The sequence below is a fragment of the Myroides odoratimimus genome, from assembly GCF_030326305.1.
Classification (GTDB): domain Bacteria; phylum Bacteroidota; class Bacteroidia; order Flavobacteriales; family Flavobacteriaceae; genus Flavobacterium; species Flavobacterium odoratimimum_A.
The window spans coordinates 53,304-78,750 of the sequence record NZ_JACAKB010000017.1 but is presented as its reverse complement, the minus strand read 5'-3'; the positions used below and the strand labels follow the sequence as shown (position 1 = coordinate 78,750).

General features: G+C 31.8%; 25 protein-coding genes, 1 other RNA gene and 1 pseudogene. 7 read left to right on the top strand and 20 right to left on the bottom strand.

The window, feature by feature from the left end; all coding sequences use genetic code 11:
- A partial coding sequence (locus HX049_RS12535) for a transposase (RefSeq protein WP_286416209.1) occupies positions 1-198 on the top strand: 198 nt, incomplete at its 5' end.
- 273 nt (positions 199-471) lie between these two features.
- Here the strand turns inward: HX049_RS12535 and ssrA are convergent.
- Positions 472-870, bottom strand: a transfer-messenger RNA (tmRNA) gene (gene ssrA, locus HX049_RS12530).
- Positions 871-1,093: 223 nt separating this feature from the next.
- Between ssrA and HX049_RS12525 the strand changes: the two genes are divergently transcribed.
- Both HX049_RS12525 and HX049_RS12520 read left to right on the top strand, forming a co-directional pair.
- On the top strand, positions 1,094-2,302 hold the full coding sequence (locus tag HX049_RS12525) for an NAD(P)-dependent oxidoreductase (RefSeq protein WP_286416207.1): 1,209 nt from the start codon (positions 1,094-1,096) through the stop codon (positions 2,300-2,302).
- 345 nt (positions 2,303-2,647) lie between these two features.
- A complete protein-coding gene (locus tag HX049_RS12520) occupies positions 2,648-2,995 on the top strand; it encodes a hypothetical protein (RefSeq protein ID WP_286416205.1) in 348 nt (115 codons plus the stop codon).
- A gap of 122 nt (positions 2,996-3,117) precedes the next feature.
- Here HX049_RS12520 and HX049_RS12515 read toward each other — a convergent pair.
- From HX049_RS12515 to HX049_RS12495, 5 genes and pseudogenes are all read right to left on the bottom strand, one after another.
- Positions 3,118-4,395: pseudogene (locus HX049_RS12515) on the bottom strand (serine hydrolase); the annotation flags it as partial.
- Between the two features lie 15 nt (positions 4,396-4,410).
- On the bottom strand, positions 4,411-4,656 hold the full coding sequence (locus tag HX049_RS12510) for a hypothetical protein (protein WP_286416204.1): 246 nt from the start codon (positions 4,654-4,656) through the stop codon (positions 4,411-4,413).
- Positions 4,657-4,820: 164 nt separating this feature from the next.
- Positions 4,821-5,669, bottom strand: a complete 849-nt coding sequence (locus HX049_RS12505; protein WP_286416217.1) for an aldo/keto reductase — start codon at positions 5,667-5,669, stop codon at positions 4,821-4,823.
- Between the two features lie 335 nt (positions 5,670-6,004).
- A complete protein-coding gene (locus HX049_RS12500) occupies positions 6,005-6,805 on the bottom strand; it encodes a helix-turn-helix domain-containing protein (RefSeq protein ID WP_286416203.1) in 801 nt (266 codons plus the stop codon).
- A gap of 72 nt (positions 6,806-6,877) precedes the next feature.
- Complete coding sequence (locus HX049_RS12495) at positions 6,878-7,834, bottom strand: hypothetical protein (protein ID WP_286416202.1); 957 nt, start codon at positions 7,832-7,834, stop codon at positions 6,878-6,880.
- A gap of 264 nt (positions 7,835-8,098) precedes the next feature.
- Between HX049_RS12495 and HX049_RS12490 the strand changes: the two genes are divergently transcribed.
- Entirely contained in the window at positions 8,099-8,575 is a 477-nt protein-coding gene (locus HX049_RS12490) for a GNAT family N-acetyltransferase (protein ID WP_286416201.1), read from the top strand.
- A gap of 376 nt (positions 8,576-8,951) precedes the next feature.
- Positions 8,952-9,122, top strand: a complete 171-nt coding sequence (locus HX049_RS12485) for a hypothetical protein (protein WP_286416198.1) — start codon at positions 8,952-8,954, stop codon at positions 9,120-9,122.
- Positions 9,123-9,243: 121 nt separating this feature from the next.
- Here the strand turns inward: HX049_RS12485 and HX049_RS12480 are convergent, their stop codons facing one another.
- The 13 genes from HX049_RS12480 to HX049_RS12420 all read right to left on the bottom strand — a co-directional run bounded on the left by HX049_RS12480 (position 9,244) and on the right by HX049_RS12420 (position 22,449).
- Positions 9,244-9,648 carry a hypothetical protein gene (locus tag HX049_RS12480; RefSeq protein ID WP_041891895.1) on the bottom strand — a complete coding sequence of 135 codons (405 nt, stop codon included), beginning with the start codon at positions 9,646-9,648 and terminating at the stop codon, positions 9,244-9,246.
- A gap of 105 nt (positions 9,649-9,753) precedes the next feature.
- Complete coding sequence (locus HX049_RS12475) at positions 9,754-10,155, bottom strand: RidA family protein (RefSeq protein ID WP_286416195.1); 402 nt, start codon at positions 10,153-10,155, stop codon at positions 9,754-9,756.
- 95 nt (positions 10,156-10,250) lie between these two features.
- Complete coding sequence (locus HX049_RS12470) at positions 10,251-11,696, bottom strand: TSUP family transporter (RefSeq protein ID WP_286416194.1); 1,446 nt, start codon at positions 11,694-11,696, stop codon at positions 10,251-10,253.
- Between the two features lie 243 nt (positions 11,697-11,939).
- Positions 11,940-13,583 (bottom strand): NADPH-dependent assimilatory sulfite reductase hemoprotein subunit, encoded by a 1,644-nt coding sequence (locus HX049_RS12465; RefSeq protein WP_286416192.1) that lies wholly within the window; start codon positions 13,581-13,583, stop codon positions 11,940-11,942.
- Between the two features lie 11 nt (positions 13,584-13,594).
- The gene (locus HX049_RS12460; RefSeq protein ID WP_286416190.1) at positions 13,595-15,283 is read right to left on the bottom strand and encodes a diflavin oxidoreductase; all 1,689 of its coding nucleotides are present in this window, start codon (positions 15,281-15,283) and stop codon (positions 13,595-13,597) included.
- Entirely contained in the window at positions 15,273-16,085 is an 813-nt protein-coding gene (gene cobA, locus HX049_RS12455) for a uroporphyrinogen-III C-methyltransferase (protein ID WP_286416188.1), read from the bottom strand. The genes HX049_RS12460 and cobA overlap by 11 nt, the downstream gene beginning before the upstream one ends.
- A 12-nt stretch (positions 16,086-16,097) precedes the next feature.
- Positions 16,098-17,009, bottom strand: coding sequence for a cysteine synthase A (gene cysK, locus HX049_RS12450; protein ID WP_286416186.1), 912 nt, complete (start codon positions 17,007-17,009; stop codon positions 16,098-16,100).
- Between the two features lie 28 nt (positions 17,010-17,037).
- Positions 17,038-17,820 (bottom strand): serine O-acetyltransferase, encoded by a 783-nt coding sequence (locus HX049_RS12445; RefSeq protein ID WP_286416185.1) that lies wholly within the window; start codon positions 17,818-17,820, stop codon positions 17,038-17,040.
- A gap of 16 nt (positions 17,821-17,836) precedes the next feature.
- Positions 17,837-19,072 (bottom strand): sulfate adenylyltransferase subunit 1, encoded by a 1,236-nt coding sequence (locus HX049_RS12440; protein WP_286416183.1) that lies wholly within the window; start codon positions 19,070-19,072, stop codon positions 17,837-17,839.
- 19 nt (positions 19,073-19,091) lie between these two features.
- A complete protein-coding gene (gene cysD / locus HX049_RS12435) occupies positions 19,092-19,994 on the bottom strand; it encodes a sulfate adenylyltransferase subunit CysD (protein ID WP_286416181.1) in 903 nt (300 codons plus the stop codon).
- Between the two features lie 20 nt (positions 19,995-20,014).
- Positions 20,015-20,722, bottom strand: coding sequence for a phosphoadenylyl-sulfate reductase (locus HX049_RS12430; protein WP_286416179.1), 708 nt, complete (start codon positions 20,720-20,722; stop codon positions 20,015-20,017).
- Between the two features lie 63 nt (positions 20,723-20,785).
- Positions 20,786-21,202 carry an RrF2 family transcriptional regulator gene (locus HX049_RS12425; protein WP_073144814.1) on the bottom strand — a complete coding sequence of 139 codons (417 nt, stop codon included), beginning with the start codon at positions 21,200-21,202 and terminating at the stop codon, positions 20,786-20,788.
- A gap of 557 nt (positions 21,203-21,759) precedes the next feature.
- Positions 21,760-22,449, bottom strand: coding sequence for a hypothetical protein (locus HX049_RS12420; protein ID WP_286416177.1), 690 nt, complete (start codon positions 22,447-22,449; stop codon positions 21,760-21,762).
- 114 nt (positions 22,450-22,563) lie between these two features.
- Between HX049_RS12420 and HX049_RS12415 the strand changes: the two genes are divergently transcribed.
- Both HX049_RS12415 and HX049_RS12410 read left to right on the top strand, forming a co-directional pair.
- Positions 22,564-22,893: a winged helix-turn-helix transcriptional regulator gene (locus tag HX049_RS12415; RefSeq protein WP_006260390.1), complete on the top strand. Its 330-nt coding sequence runs from the start codon at positions 22,564-22,566 to the stop codon at positions 22,891-22,893.
- Positions 22,894-22,959: 66 nt separating this feature from the next.
- Positions 22,960-23,205, top strand: a complete 246-nt coding sequence (locus tag HX049_RS12410; RefSeq protein ID WP_286416175.1) for a VF530 family protein — start codon at positions 22,960-22,962, stop codon at positions 23,203-23,205.
- 194 nt (positions 23,206-23,399) lie between these two features.
- On the opposite strand, the gene HX049_RS12405 is transcribed toward HX049_RS12410, so the two are convergent.
- Entirely contained in the window at positions 23,400-25,073 is a 1,674-nt protein-coding gene (locus tag HX049_RS12405; protein WP_286416173.1) for a tetratricopeptide repeat protein, read from the bottom strand.
- Between the last annotated feature and the right edge of the window lie 374 nt (positions 25,074-25,447).

Genomic DNA, 25,447 nt, shown 5'->3' with positions numbered 1-25,447 from the left:
ATTGGGTTTAATAAACCAGAAAAAGCTTTAGAGACTTACAAAATAAGATGGCAGATAGAAACACTATTTAAAGCATTCAAATCTAGTGGATTTAATATCAAAGATACACACTTGAAAAAAATCGATAGAATTGAAAAACTACTCATGTTAGTAATGATCGCTTTTGTGTGGTGCTATAAGATTGGGGGACTATATTGATACTATTAAGCCTATCACAATCAAGAATCATGGTAATAGGCTTATTAGTGTATTTAAACTTGGACTTGACTACTTATCAAGATTATTGCTTTCTAAAAATAAGCACAATCCTCTAAATATCAATTGCTTTAGTTTTTTGTCGTGTACTTAGATGATACTTTTAGTAAAGTTGGTTAAAACATTTAAAATAAGTCTAATATCTAAGAATAGTTTTTAGTATATATTGAATACAAAAAAACCTAACTATTTAAAAGTAAATAGTTAGGCTTTTTTCTGTGGAGTCGCCGAGAATCGAACTCGGGTCCAAACAAGCAATCAGAAAGCTTTCTACACGCTTAGTTTTTTATTAGATTTTCGACCGTTGGCTTGGCAAAAAACAGCCACCAAAAGCTTAGTTCCTAAGATTTCGAAATGCTAGCGAAACAATAGACATCTCTAGGTTTACTTTACGGTTCCCCTTAACAAAGCGCCATAAACCAAGGCTCTTTAGGAGAATTCAGCTCTTCCACCTGGTGGAAACTAAAGGCAATCTTACTATAATTCAGATTAAGCAGCTAAAGCGTAGTTATTTTCGCCGTTTAAAAAGTTCGTTAGATGATATTTACGAGCAATCTAACAACGCTCGACGTGCTTACTAACTAATTCCACTCGCTGTCAATACCGATCGACCCCAATGATTATCATTAGTTAGACTAATGAAATGCAAAAGTACAATTTATTTTTAAAAAATCAAACAAATACTATTTCTTCCTCTTAGAATATTCATATACTGTATTTTATTCGTGAATACTTATTAAAAACTGTATATAATTCTAAAATTATGACTCAAAATAGTTGTGTGAGTCCGAAATAATTCTATATTTGAAAAACCAACCAAAAAACAAACAAACAAATTATGAAATTAGGAATTATTAAGGAGCGTAAATCGCCTCCTGATAGGAGAGTTGTGCTTTGTCCTAAGCAGGTAAAAAAAGCTTTAGACAAATATAACGAACTGTCTATTAAGATAGAACATTCAGACATTAGAATTTTTAAAGATGAAACCTATGCTTCTGAAGGATTAGAACTATCAAGTGATATGACAGACTGTGATCTTCTCCTTGGGGTAAAAGAAATTCCTGTTGATTACCTTATACCAAATAAAACTTATGTCTTTTTTTCGCACACAATAAAAAAACAAGAACATAATCGCAAGCTCTTACAAGCTTGTTTAGACAAGAACATTACATTAATGGATCACGAGACATTTGTAGACGGAAAAAACACTAGAATTATTGGCTTTGGTAGATATGCAGGTATAGTAGGTGCATACAATACGCTAAGAGGCTTTGGGTTAAAATATGAATTATTCGAATTAGCCAAGGCTGAAACCTTACTTCACAAAGAAGATTTAATCTATCGATTAAAAAAACAGTACTTCCCTCCTATTAAGATAGTCGTAACTGGAACTGGAAAGGTAGCACATGGTATTATGGAAATACTAGACGGGATGAAAATGAAGAAGGTTTCTAAGGAACACTTCTTAACCCAAAAATATGATAGACCTGTATACACACAGATAGGTGTTGAAGACTATTACAAAAGAATAGATGGGACTGAAGGAAACAAACAAGATTTTTATGACCATCCTGAACTATACACTAGTGACTTCGAGAGATTTACTCGTGTAGCAGATATCCTGATGACTGGGCACTTCTTTAAAAAAGGAGCTCCTGTTATCTTGACAAAAGAGATGCTTAATTCTCCTTTTAATCAAATTAAAGTGATTGGTGATATCTCATGCGATGTAGATCATGGCCCTATAGCCTCTACATTAAAAGCATCTACTATAGCTGAGCCATTCTATGGATATCATCCAGGAAAAGGTACAGAAGTAGAATTTGACCATCCTGCTGCAATAACAGTGATGGCTATTGATAATTTGCCTTGTGAATTACCAAAAGATGCTAGTGAAGGATTTGGTGAAGTATTTGTAGAACAAGTATTACCTGCCTTCTTTAATGGAGATAAAGATAAAATACTAGAAAGAGCTACTATTACTAAAGGTGGTAAACTAACAGATAGATTTAATTACCTACAAGACTTTGTAGATGATAAAGAATAATATAGGAGGATGCTAAGGCATCCTCTTTTTACTTAAATATAATTTGTCTGTAAAATTCCATTTTACATTAATATTTTAAGTGTAATGTATTTCCATTATACTCCAAAATATAGTACCATATAAAATAATAAATACTAACAATACTACTAGACCAAATAATAGTATAGATTATCCACTTACTTCTTAACAAGGTTCAACTAAAAGTTGGAAAGCTATAAAAAGTAATATATTAAGATAGTTGAAGATGTTTAATGCTGTTTTTTAAATTTAAAAATGTAACTTGAATTAAGTTACAGAATCAAGCATTAAAATTGCTAGAATATTATACGAAAAACAATGAATTCAATGAAGTTATATTATTTGATTGTCCCTTTTTTAATGGCATCATGTTCAAGTTTAAGTACTCCAAATAAAAATAGAAATGAAAGTAAATTTTCAGATTTCATGACATTAGGTGTTAGTAAACAACAGCTAATTGAAAAATATGGAAATCCTTTAAATACTGGTGTTTCTGAAAATAAAGAAATATTATACTATTCTGAAAAACTAAATGATTATATAATAACTACAGAATTTACATTTGAAAACAATAAGCTTAAAGAAAAAAAGGTACTTAAAATAGAAAATAATTATCAAACGGACTTTAAGAAAATTTATAATTTTTTAGAGGATATAGAGAAAAAAGTAAAGTAATAAAACTTCCCTTCCCACTTATAAAAGCTTTTGGGAAGGGGATTTTAGTTGCATTGGTACTACCCTATATTTGGTACGACACTTTTGACATCTCATTTATGACTAAGAGCAATACAATCACTTTACTTAATCATATTTTCAATCTCTCTAATACTATTTTTAGCATTATCATTAGTATCATCTAGCTCTAGCGATTTATGGTAACTCAATAAAGACTTTTTATAATCCTTCATGAGAAAGTAAGCTTCTCCTAAGCTATCGTATAAATTAGCGTTATTAGTATCATATTGAATCGCTAATTCAAATACTTTTATTGCCTTACCCATCTCTCTTCTATTCAGAAAGTTATATCCTAAATCATTTAAATAGAATGACCCTGAGAGATAATGTTCTTTGTCTGCTTCTAACGTTTTATACTTCTCTAAAGCTACAGTAAAGTTATTTTTAAACTCTTTTTCTAGCAGGGACACTAGGTTTATCTTAGGATAAGTAATTAATGCTGTTTCTATTTTATTATATAATTCTAACCAATCATCTTGTGCAGTATCCGAAGTATTATTCATCATTATTATCATTCCATAACGTGAATCTGGACAAACAAGAATACCACTTTGTACCCCTATTGACGTTCCTGTCTTTCCATAATACGCACCTTCCTTCAGACCGTATCCCACATCCCAGAAATACCCTTTATCATCACCGTCTTCTTCTTCTTTAAATAATAATCGGGAGGCTTCCTTTATAAAAGGTTGATTGCTTTCTAACTGAAACTTCATAAACTTAGTTAAGTCAGGTAAACTACTTATCATACCATACGATCCACCTAATAGAGGATTTCTTAGTAAAGGAGCTACTTCCCCATTTTCGTTATAACTTATAGCTAATTGTTTCTTATACCTATCATACTCATTTAAAGAAGTCTGCTTCAAGTTAAGTTCATCTAATAACTCCTGTAATAGCTCTTTATAAGGCTTGTGATATACCTGCTCTAAAATATAAGTAATTAATTCTGGACCTACTGAGTTATAGTCGTAGAATGTACCTGGTTTCTTATCTAATTTGACTGTTTTTAATTCTTCTAATAGATCAGACATTGTATAACTAAATGGTCTATTTTCATAATATCCCTCTCTCGTCTTCTTATATATTTTATCTAACTCTTTAGCAGCTTTATCTTGAAGTCCCAAAGTATGTGTTACTAAATTCTGAATGGTAATAGGAGTTCCTTCAAACTGCAAATTTGAATAATCTCCTTTTAAGTAAATTCTAATATCATCATTTAGCGTAATCTTTTGCTCTAAGACAGCTTTAGCTACTAAAGAACCTGCAAAAACTTTAGAGATAGAAGCAATCTCATAAAGTGTATTATCACTAGGTCGTTGTTTGGACTCTTTATCTAATTCTCCATAATACTGCTAATAAACCTCTCCATCTCTATAAATGGCAATCACTAATGAGTTGACATTACCTTTCTGAAGAGTACTTTCAGCATATTGGTCTATGATCTGACATAGTTCTTTAAAAGGTTTGCCAACTTCCTTTTCTTGTAATAACCGTGTAGTATTATGGTATCCCCCTTTACTTTCTTTATACAATTCGCTTGCCTCTCCTGATAAAGGGATAAACAAAAATGATAATGGTATTAGTAATTTATAGTTCATATTAAGAAGGATTAGATACTTATATTCTAAAGCACTATAATACGATTTATTTTTTATTAACTAACAAATAATCACTTCTTTTCCCCTTCATATAGAACGAAAAAAGCCTATAAACACACTCTGTACCTATAGGCTTTGTTTAAAATACTTGATTCGTTTTGATATTAAACTACATAGTCAGGCCATTCATTAGGCACTTCACCACTGAATCCCATTTTAGGTAAATTATTGATTTGATCCATATCTTGATTACTTAACTCAAAATCAAAAATATTCATATTATCAATAATTCTTTCTAGAGTGTTAGACTTCGGTATTGCTATTGTATTATGTTGTAAACACCATCTTAAACATACCTGAGAGATTGACTTACTATGTTTCTTTGCAATACTGATTAACACCTCATTGTCAAACACTTTACCTCTAGCTAATGGTGACCAAGCTTCTATGACAATATTTTTCTTTTCACAATATGCTTTTAATTCTGGCTGCCAATACCCTGGATGAAATTCTAACTGATTAATAGAAGGGATAACTTTAGCCGTTTCTAATAAAGCCTCTAAGTGCTCTTCCCAAAAGTTACTTACTCCTATTGATTTTATTTTACCTACAGCTTGTAATTCTTCCATAGCACGCCAAGTATCAGCATTCACTTTTTTCCAATTATCACCGAAGTTTTTATAATTAGCTGGCCAGTGAATTAAATAAAGATCGATATAATCAAGACCTAGTTTCTCTAACGAAATATCAAGTGCCTTTTTAGTCTCTTCATATCCCATATTTTCTCTCCATACTTTTGTAGTCACAAAGATATCTTCTCTAGGGACACCACTCTCTTTTATACCTTGCCCTACTTCTTCTTCATTCTGATATATAGCAGCTGTATCTAGTAAGCGATACCCTTTACTTAAAGCATTTTTTACTGCTAAAATCCCTTCTGCTTTAGTTGCTTTGTAAGTTCCAAATCCGATTGACGGAATTAGATTTCCATCATTAAGTTTTATTTTATTCATCATGTTTTCTTTTAAATAAATTATTCCAAGCGAACTCCCTTAAAGATAATATAAAAAGTCTTTTTTTGAAAAACAGAAATTAACTTTAATAGTAAGATAGATAAATCTTTATAGGTCAGTTATAAGGCTCCATTCTTATAAATGACACTGTGAATATTCACTATAAATTACCTCAACTTATATCTCTAAGTAGTTTTAATAAATGGAATTATGTAAAAGTAAAGTACTGTATTTTTAACCTATTATAAAATGGATATTAAACAGAATTTAATGGATTATTATAAGATACCCCTCCATATCTAATGCTAAGACGAATGCAAGTCTTTTTAATGCATTTATTCCTCTGATTTAAATAGAGGAAAGTTAATCAGCTGTTCATCAGAGGATTTCACAAACTCTTTTGGGCTAACTCCTGTAAACTCTTTAAACTCTCTGATATAATGAGCTTGATCATAATAATCACTCTGATAAGAAAGTGTCGTTAAGTTCTTAAACCTACTCTCTCTTAACAAATCAAGGCTAGACTGAAATCGCATAATTCTTGAAAACAACTTAGGAGACATCCCTATATGTTGTTTTACAAGTCGTTCTAATGTTCTCTCAGAAGTATTTATTTCATCTTGTATTTCTTTTAATGATCTCCCCTTTTGTAATAATAGAGAGATATAATCTACCTTTTTATTCTCAAACCTATTATACTGAATCTGCTCCAATAGAAAAGAAGATAATAAACCTATCTTCTCCTCAATAGTATCGGCGTGTACTAGTTGTTCTAAAAGCGTATTAGGGACAATGTCTTCTAAGGCTATATTCTTATTACTAAACTCAATAGCATCATATTTAAATAACGTCTTTAAAGCCGTAGGTTCTAGATATGCTCCGATTATCCTGAAACTCCCCTCTACACTCTGATCTGTAAACTGACTAAACTGTCCATAGACATAGAGTTGTGGAGCTACTTGATGATATTGATCTAAAAATAAGTTAGGCCTATCTTGATAGATTAAGGTAGGTATACCATCAGGAAGTATCTTAAAAGTTTGTTTTTCTGCCTTATCATTTGAGTTCTCTAATACCCAAAAATAACGGACATAATCTCGTAAGGGCAATATTGGGAGGATCTCTTGATAGTGCATAACTAAATCTTATTATTACATCAAAGATACTATATTTTAGACCTTTAATATCCTCTTTTATATCAAAGTAATTTATAAGAATTTTTCACTCTCCGTCAACTCAGGAATATAGATTAAAAAATCATTCCCTTTTACAATTCTCAGTAAAGTCTGATCCTCTATTTTTAATGTACCTTGAGAAATTGCTTTTTGTAAAGGTTTAAGATCAAAACAATACCAATCATTAGTAGTTACAACACCTAAGAAAGAACTGTATAATTTAAGATCATCCATAGTTTCAGCTTCAGTCTTTCCTATCAGCATTATGTGTAGAGATGTTCTAAAGTTAGCATCTTCTATATTAGATACTAGATTACCTATATCATATATTTCCATCAAAATTTCTCCTTTAGGAGTATGAACTGCTCCAAACTTAAAAAGGTTTTTCTTACTTGACCAATGTGGAAGATCTTCTAGTAATAGATGTTTCATTACTTGTATTCTTAAGTGATGTTTATCTCCTAAATAAATCTCTCTACTCAACTTCATTGCTTCTAGGTATTCTCGTTCTTTAGCAGATATTTTAGTACTAAGCAATAGATTACTCTTTTCTATAAAATATTCTGAAAATAGATAGGTATCCTCTTCTAAAGCTAATTTATTTGATGTATCTAACATTTGAGAAAAAAATTTAGCAGTCTCTTTATTCTTTGTCTGCTCTTTTAGATGAGAGATAATCAACCTATCCGCATCTAGATAGATTTGTTCTAAACCATATGTTCTTATCCCTTTCTCAACAATTTTCTTATAGAGATAAAAGTCCTTTTTTCTCTCTAAAAATGAAAAAGTAGAACTGTACTCCTTAACAAATTGCTCAAGTTTCTTTGGAGATAATGTCTTAATCTTATTTTCGATAATACCATTTGAATAAGGATCTATTTCTTGAAAGTAGTTATCAAATTTAACTGCATCAATTACAGCATTTACAAAATAAGGTACCTCATTTGTAAAGTGAGTTTCCCCAATCAATACAGAATTAGCTTTGCTCATTTCCGTTACTAAAGCATCCCAACCTTGTCCTTTAAAAGACTCTTTCTCAGCTCCTATATTAAAAGTTGAATAGTTATTTCAATATAATACTATCCATTAATTGTTCTTGGCTAAAAATAGCATTATTCAAAAAAAAGCAGACTACTATAAATACTTTCTCATGTATATTCTTATATACTCATAAAGAAAACATTTTCCTTCTAAACTAACAATAGAAAAAACAGAAATATTATTCTAAATTGCTTGGTTTAAATTGACCTGAATATGATAACGATACAACCTTATGATCCTAAATACTTTGATGAACTAACTTCTTATGAATTAGATGAACAGCAAGCTACGTTTGCTCTTGTGCCAAAGTATATGCTGACTAATCCTGATATTATGGAGAGTACAATGCGTACTCAATATTGTATCTTATCTGAAAATACTCCAGTAGGCCTATTTTCATTAGATCTTTCTGATGATCGTTTGATTTATACAGATAATAAAGATTCTATTTTACTACGCGCATTATCTATCATGCCTAATCAACAGGGCAAAGGAATAGCTAAAGTTACTATGCTTCTATTACCTGACTTAGTAAGAGAATATTATCCTACTGTAAATGAAATAGTCTTTGGGGTTAACTATGCGAACGCTCTCGCTTATAATCTATACTTAAAAACGGGCTATGAAGATTCAGGTAAAACATATCAAGGGATTAAAGGCCCTCAACACTGTATGACTAAAAGTTTATAATCTTTTAAAAAGTTTTAGTCGTGTTAAGTCCGTAGTGAGTCCGTTAAAATAGCATATTAAACGGAGTCGTTACAGACTTAATGCTGACAGAGTAAGAACCTATTTACAATTAGAGACAATCAGAGTAGTATTAGTTATAGGAAAAACAAATAAGGGCTAACTTGTTTAACTAACAAGCTAACCCTTATCTCTTTATTGAATACTAAAAAGTAAATTATTTCTTTTAAATTTAATTTAGAACACTAGTCGCCTTAAAGAGTAATTTATAGTTTATTTCTTTCTTTTAAAGGTGATTTTTATTGTCTATTTAGCTAAAAAAAGAAGAGCAATACTCTTCTTTTCTTCTTAATTTTGCTTTCAAACTAAAAGAGAACACATGAAAGTTAAAGACAAAGTAGTCGATATAGAAACCAATGAAGAGTACATTATCAAAGATATTATAGAGAAAAATAAGTTTATATCTGAGGACTTATACAAGCTTATTTCTGTAACTACGAAGAAAGAAATTCAAGTTTTTAAAAGTACTTTGGAAACTAGTTTTAAATAACCTTTTAAAGGTTATTGTCACTTTTATAAACCAAAAAATCCTACAAACGCTAGTGTCTGTAGGATTTTTTATGGACTATAAAAACAACCTAAAATAACTTATTAGATATTAAATCTAATTGTTACTTATTTACTATTAGTAATTTTTCATTTGCTAATACTAATGCCTCTTCTGCAGTAGAAACTACAAAAAGTTCATGCCCCCAATACTTAAAGAAGATCTCTTTAAAGTCTATTGCTACTTGGCGTTTTTCTTCATTAGGTTCTACCTGTATCATGGCTAATACATTATTGCGTAGTTCCTCTCTATTCTTTTTCATCCACAGGTTCATCTTCTTCATGTGATCCTTATTACTCTTAGTGTCCTTTACATCAGGTGCGCTCACCTCATTAATCATAACAAATTTTTTACCTGTTTTTAGTAATGCTTCATAATCATTAAAATACTGATCTTGATCATGTCCTTCATTGACAGATTGAATAATTACTTTTACTATAGGGAATTGCTTTGCATCTAATTGACTCATAAATTTTATTTTTGTAAAGAACCCCTTTTATGGTCAAATGAAAAATGGATATTCAAAAGAAAGAGATGGATTATTCGAAGCACTTTATCTATTTCTTCTAATAGATTAGACCTTAGCCGCCCAAATCTCGATCTCTAAATCAATCTCTGGAAGCCCTAAAGCTGAGATATAAGCTATAGTCATAGAAGGATTTCCACTTTTAAAGAACTCCTTCCATACGCTATCAAAATAATCCCAGTCAATCTCTTTAGTTGCCCAAATATTAACTTTTATAATATCAACCTCTGTTAGATTTTGGCTTTCTAATAAGGCAGCAATATTGCTAAACGTATTGTCTACTTGTTGATTAAAGTCCATTGGTATCACACCATTACCGTCAGTACCTATCTGTCCAGAGAAAGTATAAATAGTCGCATTCTTAGGTACAATAGTGATATGTGAATAATTTCCTACGGGTCTTGATAAAGTTGTTGGAGTAGTTCTAACTACTTTTTGAATGTCTTGCATAGTTTTATTATTTAATATTCTAGTGCAAAACTAGACTAGGAGTTAGAAGTAAAATTGTATAAAACCGACAAGTCTATTTTTCTTTCTTACTAATCCTATGTAAACTTAATGACTATTCTTAAACTAGCTACAAAAACCAATAATCCTACACAGATATAAGAGATACGTTTAGGCATTCTACCAGCTAATCTTGCTGCTAAAGGAGCTGCAAATACCCCTCCTAAGGCTAAGCCTAAGAAGATATACCAATAACCAAATCCCAATTTCGAAAAGAAAACCATAGAAGCAGCAAAAGTTACAAAGAACTCCGCTAAGGATACTGTCCCTACGACATATCTAGTAGGTCTTCCTTTAGTTAGAAGTGTAGAAGTAACTATAGGCCCCCAACCTCCTCCTCCAAAAGCATCAAAGAAACCTCCTGAAAAACCCAGAAAACCAACGTATTTGACTTTCTTTCTGATTACTGAGTTTCTTAGTGCTAAACTAATTAATCTAATAGCAATAATCATTAAGTATAATGCTACAAATGGATAAGCGATATACTCATACTCACTACCAATATAGATCACAAATAAAGAACCTAAAATAGCCCCTACTACTCCAGGAATGCTCAACCACAATAATAACTTCTTATTTACATTTTTAAACTTGTAGTGTGTGTATCCAGATACTGCACTAGAAAACATCTCTGCAGTATGAATACTCCCTGATATAGTGGGAAGACTTAGTCCCATAGCCATCATAGCTGAGGCTGAAGTCATTCCATATCCCAATCCTAATGCCCCATCAACCATCTGTGCTAGAAATCCAATAATGAAAACATAGTAAAACTCTGAAGGCATACTCGCTAAGCCAGCTTGAATATCATGAAAGGTAATAACATTAGATAAAGCATATCCCAATACAAAAACTAACACAAGATTAGTGAGTCTAAAGATTTTAGAAAAAAGTTGTTTTCTCTCATAATTACGATTGGTCATAACGGATGTTACTTGATTTAAACTATTGAGCTTTTCTCTTAGATTCCCTTTGTGACGTGCTCTATACTGATTTAAATGTTCTATACTATCGCTTACATTATCAGGCACTTCTTCTTCTAAATACTCTCTCATTCTACGAGCCAATACAGGTGATTGACCATTAGTAGATATTGCTATCTTTAGTTGTCCTTTGGTTACGATAGACCCAAGATAAAAATCGCATAAGTCTGGCTGATCAGCCGCATTAACTAATAATCCTTTACTATTGGCTAAAGCTTTTATTTCTTGATTTAAGACAGTATTATTTGTCGCTATTACTACTAAGTCCATTTGATACAAATCTTCTATTAAAAAGCTTCTATGTTTCAATATTAGATTATCATGAGTGGTTTGTAATTCAAAGAATTCAGGTTTAAAATCAATAGAAACAACCGTAATATGAGTTAGTTCATTTTGATTTAGCAATGTTTTAGTTTTCTCTAAACCAACATTACCTCCTCCTACAATTAAAAAATTGGAATGAGTCGTTTTTAGAAATATTGGGAATAATGTGTTTTTCATAATCTATTATATTACAACCCTTTAACTATAAAATCATATACTTAAAGAATAAAAAAAGAGAGATAAGTCCCTCAGGACCAATCTGGCAGATTGATCTACAATTTGTTTTACAATGTTTAATAGTGATTAAACTACTCTGAGATAAAGTAGCTCTTATAGTTCCTTAGAACAGGAAAGAAGTAATAAAAATGCAACAGACTTTCATTGAATAATTGTTTTGTGGTGGTAGTTTTAGTTTATTTTTTAAGCAAAGAATTTTCTATACGTAAAGTCTCCAAAAGTTTCTTTAGCTAAAGCTTCTTCTTTGTATTGGCCGAATAAATTATCTAAATGTGATAAGATCTCTTCTTCTTTTATCTTTTTCTTGTATAGTTGATTTAATCGAGTTCCATATCGGTCTCCTCCTAGCATAAGATTATACTCTTGTGGACCAGTGCCTACAAAGCCTATCTCTGCTAAATATGAACGACCACAACCATTAGGACATCCTGTCATTCGAATACTAATCTCTTCTTCACCTAAATTATGTTTAGCTAGTAATGGCTCTACTTTAGATATTAACTCAGGTAAATAACGCTGTGCCTCAGCTAAAGCTAATGGACAAGTTGGCAATGCCACACATGAGATAGAACTCTCTCTTAGTTTTGAATTTCTCAATTCTATTGCGTGTTCCACCAATAGCTTCTCTACTAACCATTTGTCTTCTTCTTCAATTTCTCCAAGTATTAAGTTCTGATTACAAGTAAATTTAAAATCAGATACAGTTAGTTTAGATAAATTATACAAGAACTCCTTTTGATAAGTTTGTACTACACCATTTTCAACAAATAAGGTGTAATACCATTTACCTTCATGAGCTTGCTGCCATCCATATCTATCATTACGCTCTGTAAATTCATACGCTCTAGCTGGTTGAAGCTTTACTCCTGCTCTATGTTCTAGTTCTTTGACAAAGTTCTCTACTCCTAATCTGTCAAGAGTATATTTTAGACGAGCAAGCTTTCTATCTGAACGATTTCCATAATCTCGTTGTATAGTCAATACTTCATAAATCAACTTCATCGTATCTTCTTCATTGTCAGAAAACCCTATAACAGTAGCAAGTCTTGAATAGGTTTGCTCATTGCCATGTGTTGTAGATAATCCACCTCCTATAGCAATGTTAAATCCGATCAGTTTATCATCTTCTACAATAGCAATAAGCCCAATATCATTAGCAAATACATCTACATCATTGGTTGGTGGAATTGCAATGGCTATTTTAAATTTCCTTGGAAGGTACTTGTCCTGATATAAAGGATCAGCTTCAATAGATCGATCATAAATTTTTTCGTTATCTATCCATAGTTCATAATAAGACTGTGTCTTAGGTAAAAGCATTTTAGATATCTTATCTGCATAGTTATGAATTTGCTCAAAAACAGGTGAAACTTGTGGATGAGAACTACAGATTACATTTCTATTGACATCACCACATGCAGCAATAGCATCTAGTTTAGCAAGAAGAAAACCTTGTATTGTATCACTTAATTGGTGCTTTAATAATCCATGTAACTGTATAGTTTGTCTAGTTGTTATCTTTAATACACCTGTACCATATAGTTCTGATATTTCATGTATAGCCTGCCATTGCTTCGCAGAGATTACTCCTCCTGGTATGCGAAGTCTAATCATGAAAGAATACAGCTTATCTAGTTTCTTTTCTGCTCTCTCTTGTCGCCTATCTCTATCGTCTTGGACATACATTCCATGAAACTTAATTAAAGCTTCATCATCAGGCCTTACATTCCCTGTATAATTATCTTTTAAGCTCTGTGCTAACGTACCTCGTAAGCCGTCGCTTTTTTCTTTTATCCCTTCTATAGGAGATAGTTTATCTTGATTCATTCTGTCTTTTTTTAATACACATCTTTTCTATATTGTCCACTTAAAAACATTTCTTCTAAATACTCTTCAGCCGCTTTAAAAGAAGTGTTTTGTTGCTCCATAATGATTTCAACAAGCACACGTTCAACATCTTCACTCATAGGAGACTTCTGCCCACAAACATAAATTATAGCACCTGATTCTATCCAGTTCCACACTTCACTAGCTCTTTCTCTTAGCCTATCCTGAACATATATTTTATGCTTTTGATCTCTAGAGAAAGCAGTATCTAGGTTTGTTAAAACACCACTTTCTAACCATTGTTGTATTTCTGTCTGATAATAAAAATCACATACAAAGTGCTGTTCGCCAAAGAATAACCAATTGCGTCCTTCTGCTCCACTTGTATCTCTATGTTCAATAAAACCTCTGAATGGTGCAATACCTGTTCCTGGTCCTATCATAATAATATCCTTATCAGAATCAGGTAAATAAAACTCACTATTCCTATGAATATAGAATGAGAGTTCCTGTCCAACCTCTAATTCAGAAAAATAAGAAGAACACAATCCTTGTTTATTTTCTTCTCCTACCAAGAACTGATCTAAGGCAACAGTTAAATGTACTTCATCCTCATGAGCTAAATTAGAAGACGAAATAGAATAAAGCCTTGGCGCAATCGGCTGTAGAATCGCTTTTATCCCATCTAGTTCTATTGGTTTTCTATTACTATAGGTTTCTAAAAGATCCAATAAGTCAATCTTATCTTCAATAATATCTACTCCTAAATAAGGTGATAATTTATTTAGTACGCCTTTTGTAAGCCCTGTAATGCTCAATCCCTCTAACTCTTCATATCTACTCTCTTCACCCAATAACTTAGCTATACTTATCATTGTACCTAGCTTATTGGGAGGGTAAACCCCTATGGCATCTCCTGGCTGATAGTCTATAGCTATATCACTGCGAATTTCTAGGTGATAGGTTTGTTTATTAGACTCTCTATCGTTCAATAATACACTGTGACTAACTACCCCTTGATACTCCTTTTTTACATTAGGTTTTTCTACTGTAATCTGTGCATTAATATCTTTATGATTTCCTTCTTCTACAATACTCCCTCTAGATTTCTCTATAGTATCTAAGACTGTTTTAAACCACGTAGCAGTATATTCTTTATAATCTACATCTAACTTTTTTAGCGGTAAAATAGATTGCGCTCCTTGTTGAAGTAATAATTTATCTAGATCTTCTCCTGCTTTACAAAAAAGAGGATAAGAAGAATCTCCTAACGCTAATAAACAATAACTTACACCACTTAATTCAAGTTTTACTTTAGATAAGGAATCGAAGAATTTCTGAGCAGAAAGAGGTGGTTCTCCTTCACCTTGTGTACTACAAATAAGAATGATAAAATCTTCTTTACTCAAATCTTCAACTTTATATGTAGCTAAGTCTAAACTCTTAGCTTGTAACTTATTCTGTTTGCAAAGCTTTAGAAGTTCTAGTGCTACTTTCTTACTATTTCCTGTTTCACTTCCATAAAGAATAAGTGGCTTCACTGATACTTTAGAACTTTGATTAACAGCAATTGGATTACTTGGCTGTATCTCATTTTGGGCTAACAAACCCGAGAGGTAACCATTAAACCAGATTAGTTCTTCTCGCGAATAGTTTTCAACCTGCTTCTGTAAACTTGTTATTTTTTGATCAAATTGCATATTGAAACTCTTTTATATGATTATCAAAATAAGAATAGTATTCTCCTTCTTTTATTTCTTCTTTCCAAGCAAATTGCTCATGTAGTTCAACTACTTTACCCACAATAAATAAAGTTGGTACATACTCAAAGGCAATCAGCTCTTTTTCTATAATATCTTTAAAAGAATACACTGTTGTCTTTTGATAGATAGTACTTGCCTGTTGAATAATAGCAATTCCTTTCTCTGACGCTATCCCTTGTGATAGCAAGGCTTGTACTAAAAACTTCAGCTTTTGTCCACTCATATAGAATACTAATGTATCCTCTGTCTTTGCCCAATCTCTCCAAGTATCTTGTTCAATACTAAACGTATCAAATAAAGTCAAGAAACGAACTGCACGACTATATCCTCTACTAGTCAAAGGAATAGCACTATAAGCTGCTGCACCTAATGCTGCAGAAATGCCTGGGATAATCTCATATTTTATTCCATTTTCTTTTAATACCCGTAACTCATCAAGAATATTAGAAAATATAGAGACATCTCCTCCCTTTAGTCTAAGTACAGTCATTCCTAATTTAGCATACGAAACCATTAACTTATTAATCTCTTGCTGTGGTGTATGTATCCCTTTAGAACACTGTTTACCTACGTAAATAACTTTTGTCGTCTTATTGACATACAGTTCGATAAGCTCAGGAGAGACTAATCGATCTATGAGAATTATATCTGCCGTTTTTAAATACCGAAGTGCCTTCAGACTTATTAATTCAGGATCTCCTGGACCAGCACCTGCTAGTATAACTTTTCCACTATTCATCACAATTCAGAATTAAAATAGCCCCTCTATTGATAAGTAGCGTTCTCCATTATCATAGTTAAATGTCAATATCTTAGCACCATCTTCTATAGAAGGCAATAATTTTGTAATAGCTGCCAATGATGCTCCTGTAGAGATTCCTACTAGTAAGCCTTCTTTTTTAGCAACTTCTTTTACTACTGTAAATGCTTCTTCTTTTGAAATCTTTACAACTTTATCTATTAAATTAAAATCTAATATTTCTGGAATAAAGCCTGCTCCAATCCCCTGTATAGTATGTGGCCCAGAAGGTTCTCCACTTAATACAGCAGAAGTATCAGGTTCTACAGCAATCACTTTCAGATTGGGATATTTCTCTTTTAATACTTTAGAAACCCCCGTAATATGTCCCCCTGTTCCGACTCCTGTCACTAAATAATCTAATCCTTCAGGAAAATCTTGAATAATTTCTAATGCAGTTGTTCTACTGTGAATATCTACGTTCACAAGATTGTTAAATTGTCTTGGTGACCATGCATTCGAAATTTCTTGAACTAATTCTGCCGCTTTTTCAATAGCTCCTTTCATTCCTTTTTCTCGTGGAGTTAATTCAAATTTAGCTCCATATATCTCCATCAATTTTCTTCGCTCTACACTCATTGACTCGGGCATAACTAAAATAACATCATATCCCTTAACAGCTCCTACCAAAGCAAGTCCTATTCCTGTATTTCCAGATGTTGGTTCTATAATAACACCTCCTGGTTTTAACAAACCTTGTTTCTCAGCGTCCTCTATCATCGCCAAGGCAATACGATCTTTAATACTTCCTCCTGGATTTGTTTTTTCAAGCTTTATCCAAGTTTGTTTTGATCCTGGAAAGAATCTATTTAATCCTATAATTGGAGTATTTCCAATTGTTCCTAAAATACTTTCTACTTTCATTTTATATTCTCTTTGGTTTTTAATTTGGTTACTTTATTATTGTTTCATTTATTCTTATACGATATTGATTATCTAGTTCTACATTGGAATTAGCTTCAATAGAGCTTGGTATATGAAGATTTGGTCCTATCCTTGATCCTTTACCAATCGTTATGGCATTTCCTGTAATAGAGACTCTTTCTCGTATTACAACATTATCTTCAATCACAATAGATTCCTTTAAACACAAGTCTAATATCTGTCTATACTCTCCTAAGATTACTCCTTGATGTATTCTTACATTATTTCCTATAACTACTGTACTCCCTATCACAACTCCTAAACCATTGATAAGTATTAATTGTTTACCTATTTGTGCAAATGGACTAATATCTATTCCTGTAAGACGGTATCCATATCGATTAGCTATCTGAGGCAAAACAGTTATCCCTAGATCAATAAATACCTGTGAGACCCTATAGATATACATCGCTAAAAAACCTGAGTTAAAAGCTATTATTTCTGATTTAGACTGAACAGACTTATCATAACTTATATACCCCTCTAAATCAGACTCTAGAGATTCATACAAAGCTCCGACTTGATTAAAAAACAAATGTGCTTTAAGACCTGCTTTATCTTTAGTAATAACTCTTTGTAATACCACTTCCAGTTCAAGACACAAAGTCTGTTCTTCAGCTAAAAAACAAGCAAACGATTCATAGTTATAATTGGTAAACAACCAATTATAGAATCGATCTAACCAAGTTTCAAATAGCTCTTTATTAGGTACTCTATTCTTTATTGTCTTGTTATATATGTAGTCCCTCATACTTGTAAAAGGTAGTTTACAAGAACATTAAAGCCCCTACAGTATTATAAGAGGTCTCGTCTACTAGAATAGCATTCCCTGTTTTAGAATTTTCTACAAAAGGATCATAGTTTAATGCTTGATTGGTTTGTAGGCTAACTTGTGCGATATCATTTAAGCTCACCTCCTCACCTGTGTTAAACTCAAGAGTGTTTATATCCCACTTTCTATCTATCGATTTGATTTTAACTCGAACACTGTGAAAACGATGTTGTAAAATATACGTTTTACCTAATTGCATATCTTCTGTATCTAACCAACTTATCCAAGAAGTAAGCTTATTTGTTACTAAAGGTGCTTTTTGTTCTTCTAAATAAATTGTATCTCCTCTACTAATATCCAGATTTGCATCAAAATGCATTATAACATTATCACCTGCTATAACATTAGATACTTCTCTAAGGTTCTTCTCTAACTTTGTAATAGTTGTAGAAATATTGCTTGGAAGTATTCTTACTCTATCTCCTACTTTGTATTGACCACTCAATACTAATCCTGCATACCCCCTATAATCTAAATACTCTTTCCTCTGAGGTCTAATAATAAACTGAACTTGAAAACGAGCTTCATTTCTCAATTGACTTTCTATATGAATGGTCTCTAAGACCTCCAACAAGGTTTTACCCGTATACCAAGGAGTTAGTGATGAAGAATTTACAATATTATCTCCTTGTAGAGCACTAATAGGGATATAAACAACTTCTGTAAAGGCTAATTGACTTCTTAATGTTTCAAAGTCTGACTTAATCTCCTTATAAATACCTTCGTTATAGTCTACTAAATCAATTTTATTGATTGCTACAATGACTTTTTTAATTCCCATCAGAGAAGCGATTGAAGCATGACGTTTGGTCTGTTCTGTAATTCCTTTTCTGATATCAATTAATAGAATAATCAAATCGGATACAGATGCCGCAGTAATCATATTTTTAGTATACTGCTGATGTCCAGGAGAATCTGCTATAATAAACTTTCTATTAACTGTAGAAAAGTATTTATATGCTACATCAATTGTAATACCTTGTTCACGTTCTGCTCTTAATCCATCAGTAATTAAAGCCAGGTCAATCGTTTCTTCTCCTATATCTGATTTACTTGCTAAAACGCCTAAATGATCTGTTGAGATACTATTAGAATCATACAGTAATCTACCGATTAAAGTACTTTTACCGTCATCTACATTCCCTGCTGTTATAAATTTTAATGTTTCCATTTTACTTTATTTACTACAATTAAAAATATCCTTTCTTCTTTCTGTCTTCCATAGCTGATTCAGATAATAAATCATCTAATCTAGTCTGTCCTCTCTCGCTTATTCTTGAGTTTTTTATATCCTCAATAATATCATCTACTGTTATAGCATTAGAAGCTATTGCTGCTGTACAAGTCATATCTCCTACAGTGCGATAACGCACAGATGATTTAACAACTTTCTCCCCTTCAACAACTGGAGTAAAACTAGAAAGAGCTATTAATTTATCATTGTACTCAATACATTCACGTTCATGAGCAAAGTACAATCCAGGTAATTCAATATCATTTGCTTTAATGTAATTCCAAATATCCAACTCTGTCCAATTACTAATAGGAAATACTCTAGTATTATGCCCTGCTTGCATATTCCCATTGACAATATCCCAAAGCTCTGGTCTTTGAAGCTTAGGATCCCATTGACCAAAATCATCTCTTAGAGAGAATATTCTTTCCTTTGCCCTTGCTTTTTCTTCATCTCTCCTCGCCCCACCTATACATGCATCAAACTCATGTTCTTGAATGGTATCTAATAAAGTATAAGCTTGTAGTGAGTTTCTAGAAGGGAAACGACCTTGTGTTTCTTTTAACTTGTACTTTCTAATACTATCTTCAACATTTCCTACTATTAGTTTTTCTCCTATTTGATCGACTAACTTATCCCTAAATGCAATGGCCTCAGGAAAATTATGCCCTGTATCAATATGAACTAATGGAAAAGGAAATTTACCAGGTCTAAATGCTTTTAATGCCAGGTGAACCAAGACAATGGAGTCTTTTCCTCCAGAGAACAACAAGGCTGGTTTCTCAAATTGAGCAGCTGTTTCTCTCAAAATATAAATTGCCTCTTGTTCTAAAGTTTCTAAATAATTGTTTTCTATCATGTCTGTTAATACTATTTATTCTATTGTTTTAAGTGTAATCCACATTCTTTTTTTGATGCATCTTCCCACCACCATCTACCTGCCCTAAAATCTTCTCCTTCTCTTATGGCTCTTGTACATGGGCTACATCCAATACTGATATAACCTTGCTTATGTAGTGGATTATAGGGAATCTGATTTTGCTCTATAAACGCTATTACTTCCTCTGTAGACCAAGATAGTAGAGGATGAAACTTGATAATTTGGTTGTGTTCATCCCATTCAAAAGGAGTCAAGCTTTGTCTATTTGGAGAATGTTCTGCTCTTAAACCTGTAATCCATATTTGTTGATTCTTTAAAGCTTTCTGCAAAGGCAATACCTTTCGAATAGTACAACACTCCTTTCTCAACTCTACAGACTTGTAGAAACTATCCGGCCCATTCTTATTGACAAACTCTGCTATAAGACTACTCTCTGGAAAATAAGCTGTGATATTAATTTTATACTTTGCTAGAGTGAGACTCCATGTATCGTAAGTCTGGTCAAATAGCCTCCCTGTGTCCAGTGTAAAAAAAGAAACCTTTCCTTCATCTTTTAAAAGGTGAGTAATAACTTGATCTTCATAACTGAAACTTGTTGAAAACGTTATTGATTCAAAATGTTCTTTTAAATACTTCATCTGCTCTTTAAAGGACAAGGCTTCTAACCCACTCTCAAGCATTTTTTCATATTGATTTTTTAAACTCATACTATTCTTTTTTCAATAAACTATAATCTCTATCGTTTTAGTAGTCTTTAGGTGTAAATTTTTTTAATCTCCGTCTATAAATCGTTGAAGCGTAGCTTCTGACATGCTCTTTCTTGTCTTATCTCTAATTTCCATAAACTGTTTTCTCAGATAACAACTTACTTCATCTTCACAGTCATCACATGGTTCATAATAGTTTATAGATACACATGGTGTTAATGCAATAGGCCCATCAAATATTCTATACAAATCAGCTACTGATACCTCCTTAGGGTCTTTAATTAAATAATATCCTCCAGCTAGTCCTTTTTTACTATTAACTAACTTTACTCTCTTTAGCTCTAGCAATATTTGCTCTAGAAACTTCTTTGGTATATTTTCTTTTTCTGCTATAGTAGCTATAGTTAGGTGTCCATTTTGATATACTCTTGCTAGACACACCATTGCTTTTAAGGCATACTTACATCGTTTTGATAACATAGTATAAATGCATAAAAAAAGCCCCTTATCGTTAAATAAGGAGCTTCTATATATTGATTTAATTTAAATACAACGTACAAATAGACTACTCCTCTTTTGAAAAGCATTTACACATACACATTACCATATTTAAATTATTTATTCTCATTTTTTGATTTTTTATTCTTGTACAAATGAAAGGATTATATTTTAATGTGCAAACATTTTTTTAATAATTTTTTTAATAAAAGGTAATAAATACCTCTCTTTGATTTGAATGAAATCCTTCAATACAACACCTAACACATTAAATATCAATACTAAAAACTAAAATAACGAAGTTGTAATAATTATAAATACTAAATCGTGATTATTGATAATAATCTTTAATTTTCTTGTTTAATACAACATTAAACAAGCTACAAAATGTGAAAAAATAGAAATAATCACCGAATTAATGACTTACACTCTTTTAAATTGGATAATAAATAAAGTAAAAATCCCAATTATTACAATTGGGATTTTCTAGAAGACTAATAACTGATATCACGAAGACATCTTACTTTAACCAGGAAAAGTTAGAATAATAACATTGTTACAAATCCTCCAAAACTATTTTCATTCACTTTTAAAGGACCATAGAAATCTATATTAGCAGCAACTCCAAAACTAAACTCTTTATAGCTCAATCCTACTCGTCCTTGGATATAACTTCGAGAATGTCCTTTCCACTCTGTTGCATATCCATATAATCCCTGTGCTTTTGTATAAAGTTTAAAAGTATCATTAAGCTTAGGAGTATATTCTACTAAAGCCATTCCTTCATAAGCAGGCTTTGACATAATATCTACTCTTCCATTAAGAACAACAACCCAATCCTTTTTAACCCAAGTATATAATAAACCAGCTGCTGGTTTAACTCCAAACTCTGGATCATAGTGAAATCCAGCAGTTACATCTAATCCTTTAATTACGGTATAGGTTAACTGTCCTTGAATCATTCTATCCTTTACATCTGGCTCTCCCCACTCTCCTACATAATTTATGACACTAAAGAAACCTATTTTAGGTAAACTTTGAAACTTCTTGTTAAGGAGCATATTAAAAGTGACTCCTCTACTTCCTATTAATGTCTCTACATTAACAGGCGGATTAACTACTATACTATCTTTATTAACCACTTCATCTTGTTGTTGAGCAACAATTGAAACACTGTAAAACAAACTACTTAAGATAAGCAACATCTTACAAATAGATCGGAATCTCATGTTTTTGATTTAAAATTTAATTGTAAACCTAAGTGCAATACTTTACTTTTGCAAGTAGTAACACTTTTGTATAGTAATACCATAAATTACTGTATTACTCATAGCCAATCACTTATGACGAAAAATAAAATAGAAAAAGTTGAACACAAATGTACCCTACACGATGTTTTAGAAATAGTTGGGGGAAAATGGTCTATTCCTATCATATTTACACTCTTTGATGGGACTAAACGATTTAGTGAATTAGAAAGAGAAATTCCCAATATTAATACACGGATGTTAGTCAAGGAACTAAAAAAATTACAACAGACAAATATCATCACTAGAGATGCTCTTCCTACTGTTCCTCCTACTGTAAATTATACCTTAACGCATAAGGGGCAAATGCTAGAACCTATTCTACGAGCATTCTTAAAATGGGGAGAAGAGTTTATTGATAAATAAGCAATAAATAACTTCCTTAATAACATCAATATAGAATCAATTATCTTTGTTTAAAATACACGATATATGCAAGTATCAAAAGACCCATTACACGGAAAGAAATTAGTAGATATTCTAGAAGAATTAGTAGAATACTATGATGGATTCAAGGAGTTAGGCAATCAGATTAACATCAGATGCTTCACTCATGACCCTAGTATTAACTCTTCTTTAAAATTCTTACGAAAAACTCCTTGGGCAAGAGATAAAGTCGAGAGCCTTTACTTATATGTTCTACGTCAAAAAGCAAAACAACAGAAATCTGAAGAATAAATCCTACTTTACTTCTGTTTTTTAATCATTGTTGTCCGATAAAAATATTAAAAAGAAAGAAGTCAGCATACTGGCTTTTAAAAATTAGTATAGTTTAGTCTTACAAACTCTAAACACGATGAGTAAAAGTACATATTTTTCAAATAAACCACTATGGACTGAAAGTCCATAGTGGTTTATTTACTTCTATTAGACTACTCTTTACTAAATAAAGTAAAGTACTCATCTTCATATTTTTTCTTTAATCGCTGTTTTGCTTTTTTGACTGCATCAATAGTTACTCCTAGAATATTTGCAGTTTCTTGATTAGTTAATTCCATTTTTTGCAACAACACAATGCGTAGATTAGACTCGGTCAAGTCAGGAAACTGAGTAATAATTTTATTAAAATAAACTGCTTGTTCTTCTTTAAAGGTTTCTTTAAACAAAACCCAATTCTCCTCTGTCATCAGGTGAGAACGAAGTAATTCTTCGATAGCAGGACGCTTTTCCTTGAAGATCTCCCTAGAAGAATGAGAAGCCTTATTTAACTCATGTTCTAATTTTGCTATTTGTGCGGTTTTTTCACTCAAGTATACTTGATAAGATGCTAATGATGCTTTCGTCTCTTTTAACTTATTCTCTGAATTTATTTTAGATAACTGAAAATCCAATAGCTTCCCTTCATAAGCATATTTTTGAAGCTTTAAAATTCGTTTAGAAAATAAGTACACCATACACAAGATAAGCGTTAGAAGAACAGTGGTACTCAGCAAGAGTAGTCGTTGATATCTCACTCTTTCTGAGAAACTTTTTTCCGCCTCTAGCTCCCAGTTTACTCTCTCAAGATTAGTATTCCAGTTAATTTTATTAATGACTTCTTCTCCTTCCCTAGCTTCTATCATACTGTCTATTTGATCTAACTCCCTTCTATAAAAGAGCTCTTCTGTATCTATCCCACGAGCCTTAGCGATATCGAGTAAATAAGATATAATTTCTCTTTTAAAGCCAGCTAAATAGCTTTTAGTTTTAGTAATCTCATAAGACTTTTTTAAAACTTCTTCTGCAAGATCATATCGCTTGCGATCTATGTATAATTTGCCCAATTGTATCTGACTATACATTAGATTCCTCTCCTCACCTAATTGTTGGCTAATTGCTATATCCTCTTTCAAGTATAACTCTGCTTTATCTATATCTCCTTGTTTTTGATAAACTGACGCTATTCCTCCTAAACTTTTGGCATATCTAAGGGTATCTTTATACGATAAGGACGTTTCTTTTGCCAATTCATAGTAATGTATGGATTGATCTAGACTATCTACTTTAGAATATACTACTCCTAAGCCCCATAAAATAGCACTGTTATTTATCTTTTGCTTTTTCCCTTCTTCCAAAGCTTTTTTATAATAAATGATAGCGCTCTCATTCATATTCATGGTCTCAAAGAAATAAGCTGTACGCAACAAAATATTTTTTGCTTGTACATCTAATACAATGCTTTTATTCTCTAAAGTTTTAGCAATCTTGATAAAATAGGGAGAAGCTTCGTAATAATAGTTATAAGAATAATAATAGAACCCAACCTCACTATACACCCATTCCTTCAATGCTACATTAGAAGACTTTTCTACCATAGATACGCTTTCTAAAAAAAGAGAAGTCGTAATATCATTAATACTATCAGTTACCTCTACATGGGATAATCCCTTAAGAATATTTTCAATCACCTTGCGTTCTACAATATTTTCAATATCGTCTACCTCAACAGCACCTGTCTTATAGTACTCATTAATTAAAATATCGTATTGCTGATTATCTAAATGCTTAGTGTCTGTACAAGCAACTATAAATAGGAATAGAAAGAAAGTAAATAGTTTGGTGGTCATTACATCTCATTTTGTACAAAAATAATCTTATTTATCACAATATAAATCGATTCATTAAGATATAGTGCAAACAAATACTTTATTAATTCAGATATTTTTTTGAAAGAATGGCTAATTGTGTCTTTAAATGATGTGTTGACGAGGTTAACGAATCGTTTTGAGTCCGTAGTAAGTCCGTTTTTTGCACAAAATAACGGACTGATTATGAACTTACCCTTTAGTAAACAAATATTCATCTGCAATGAGTAGTAAAGTATTTTGAAAAGTTTATAGATACTAACAAATATAGCATACAAGCTTTATAAGAAGCCAAACCTATATCATCATAGCAAAAAAAACAGTACCCTTCCCCTCTAAAAACACTTTACTTTTAA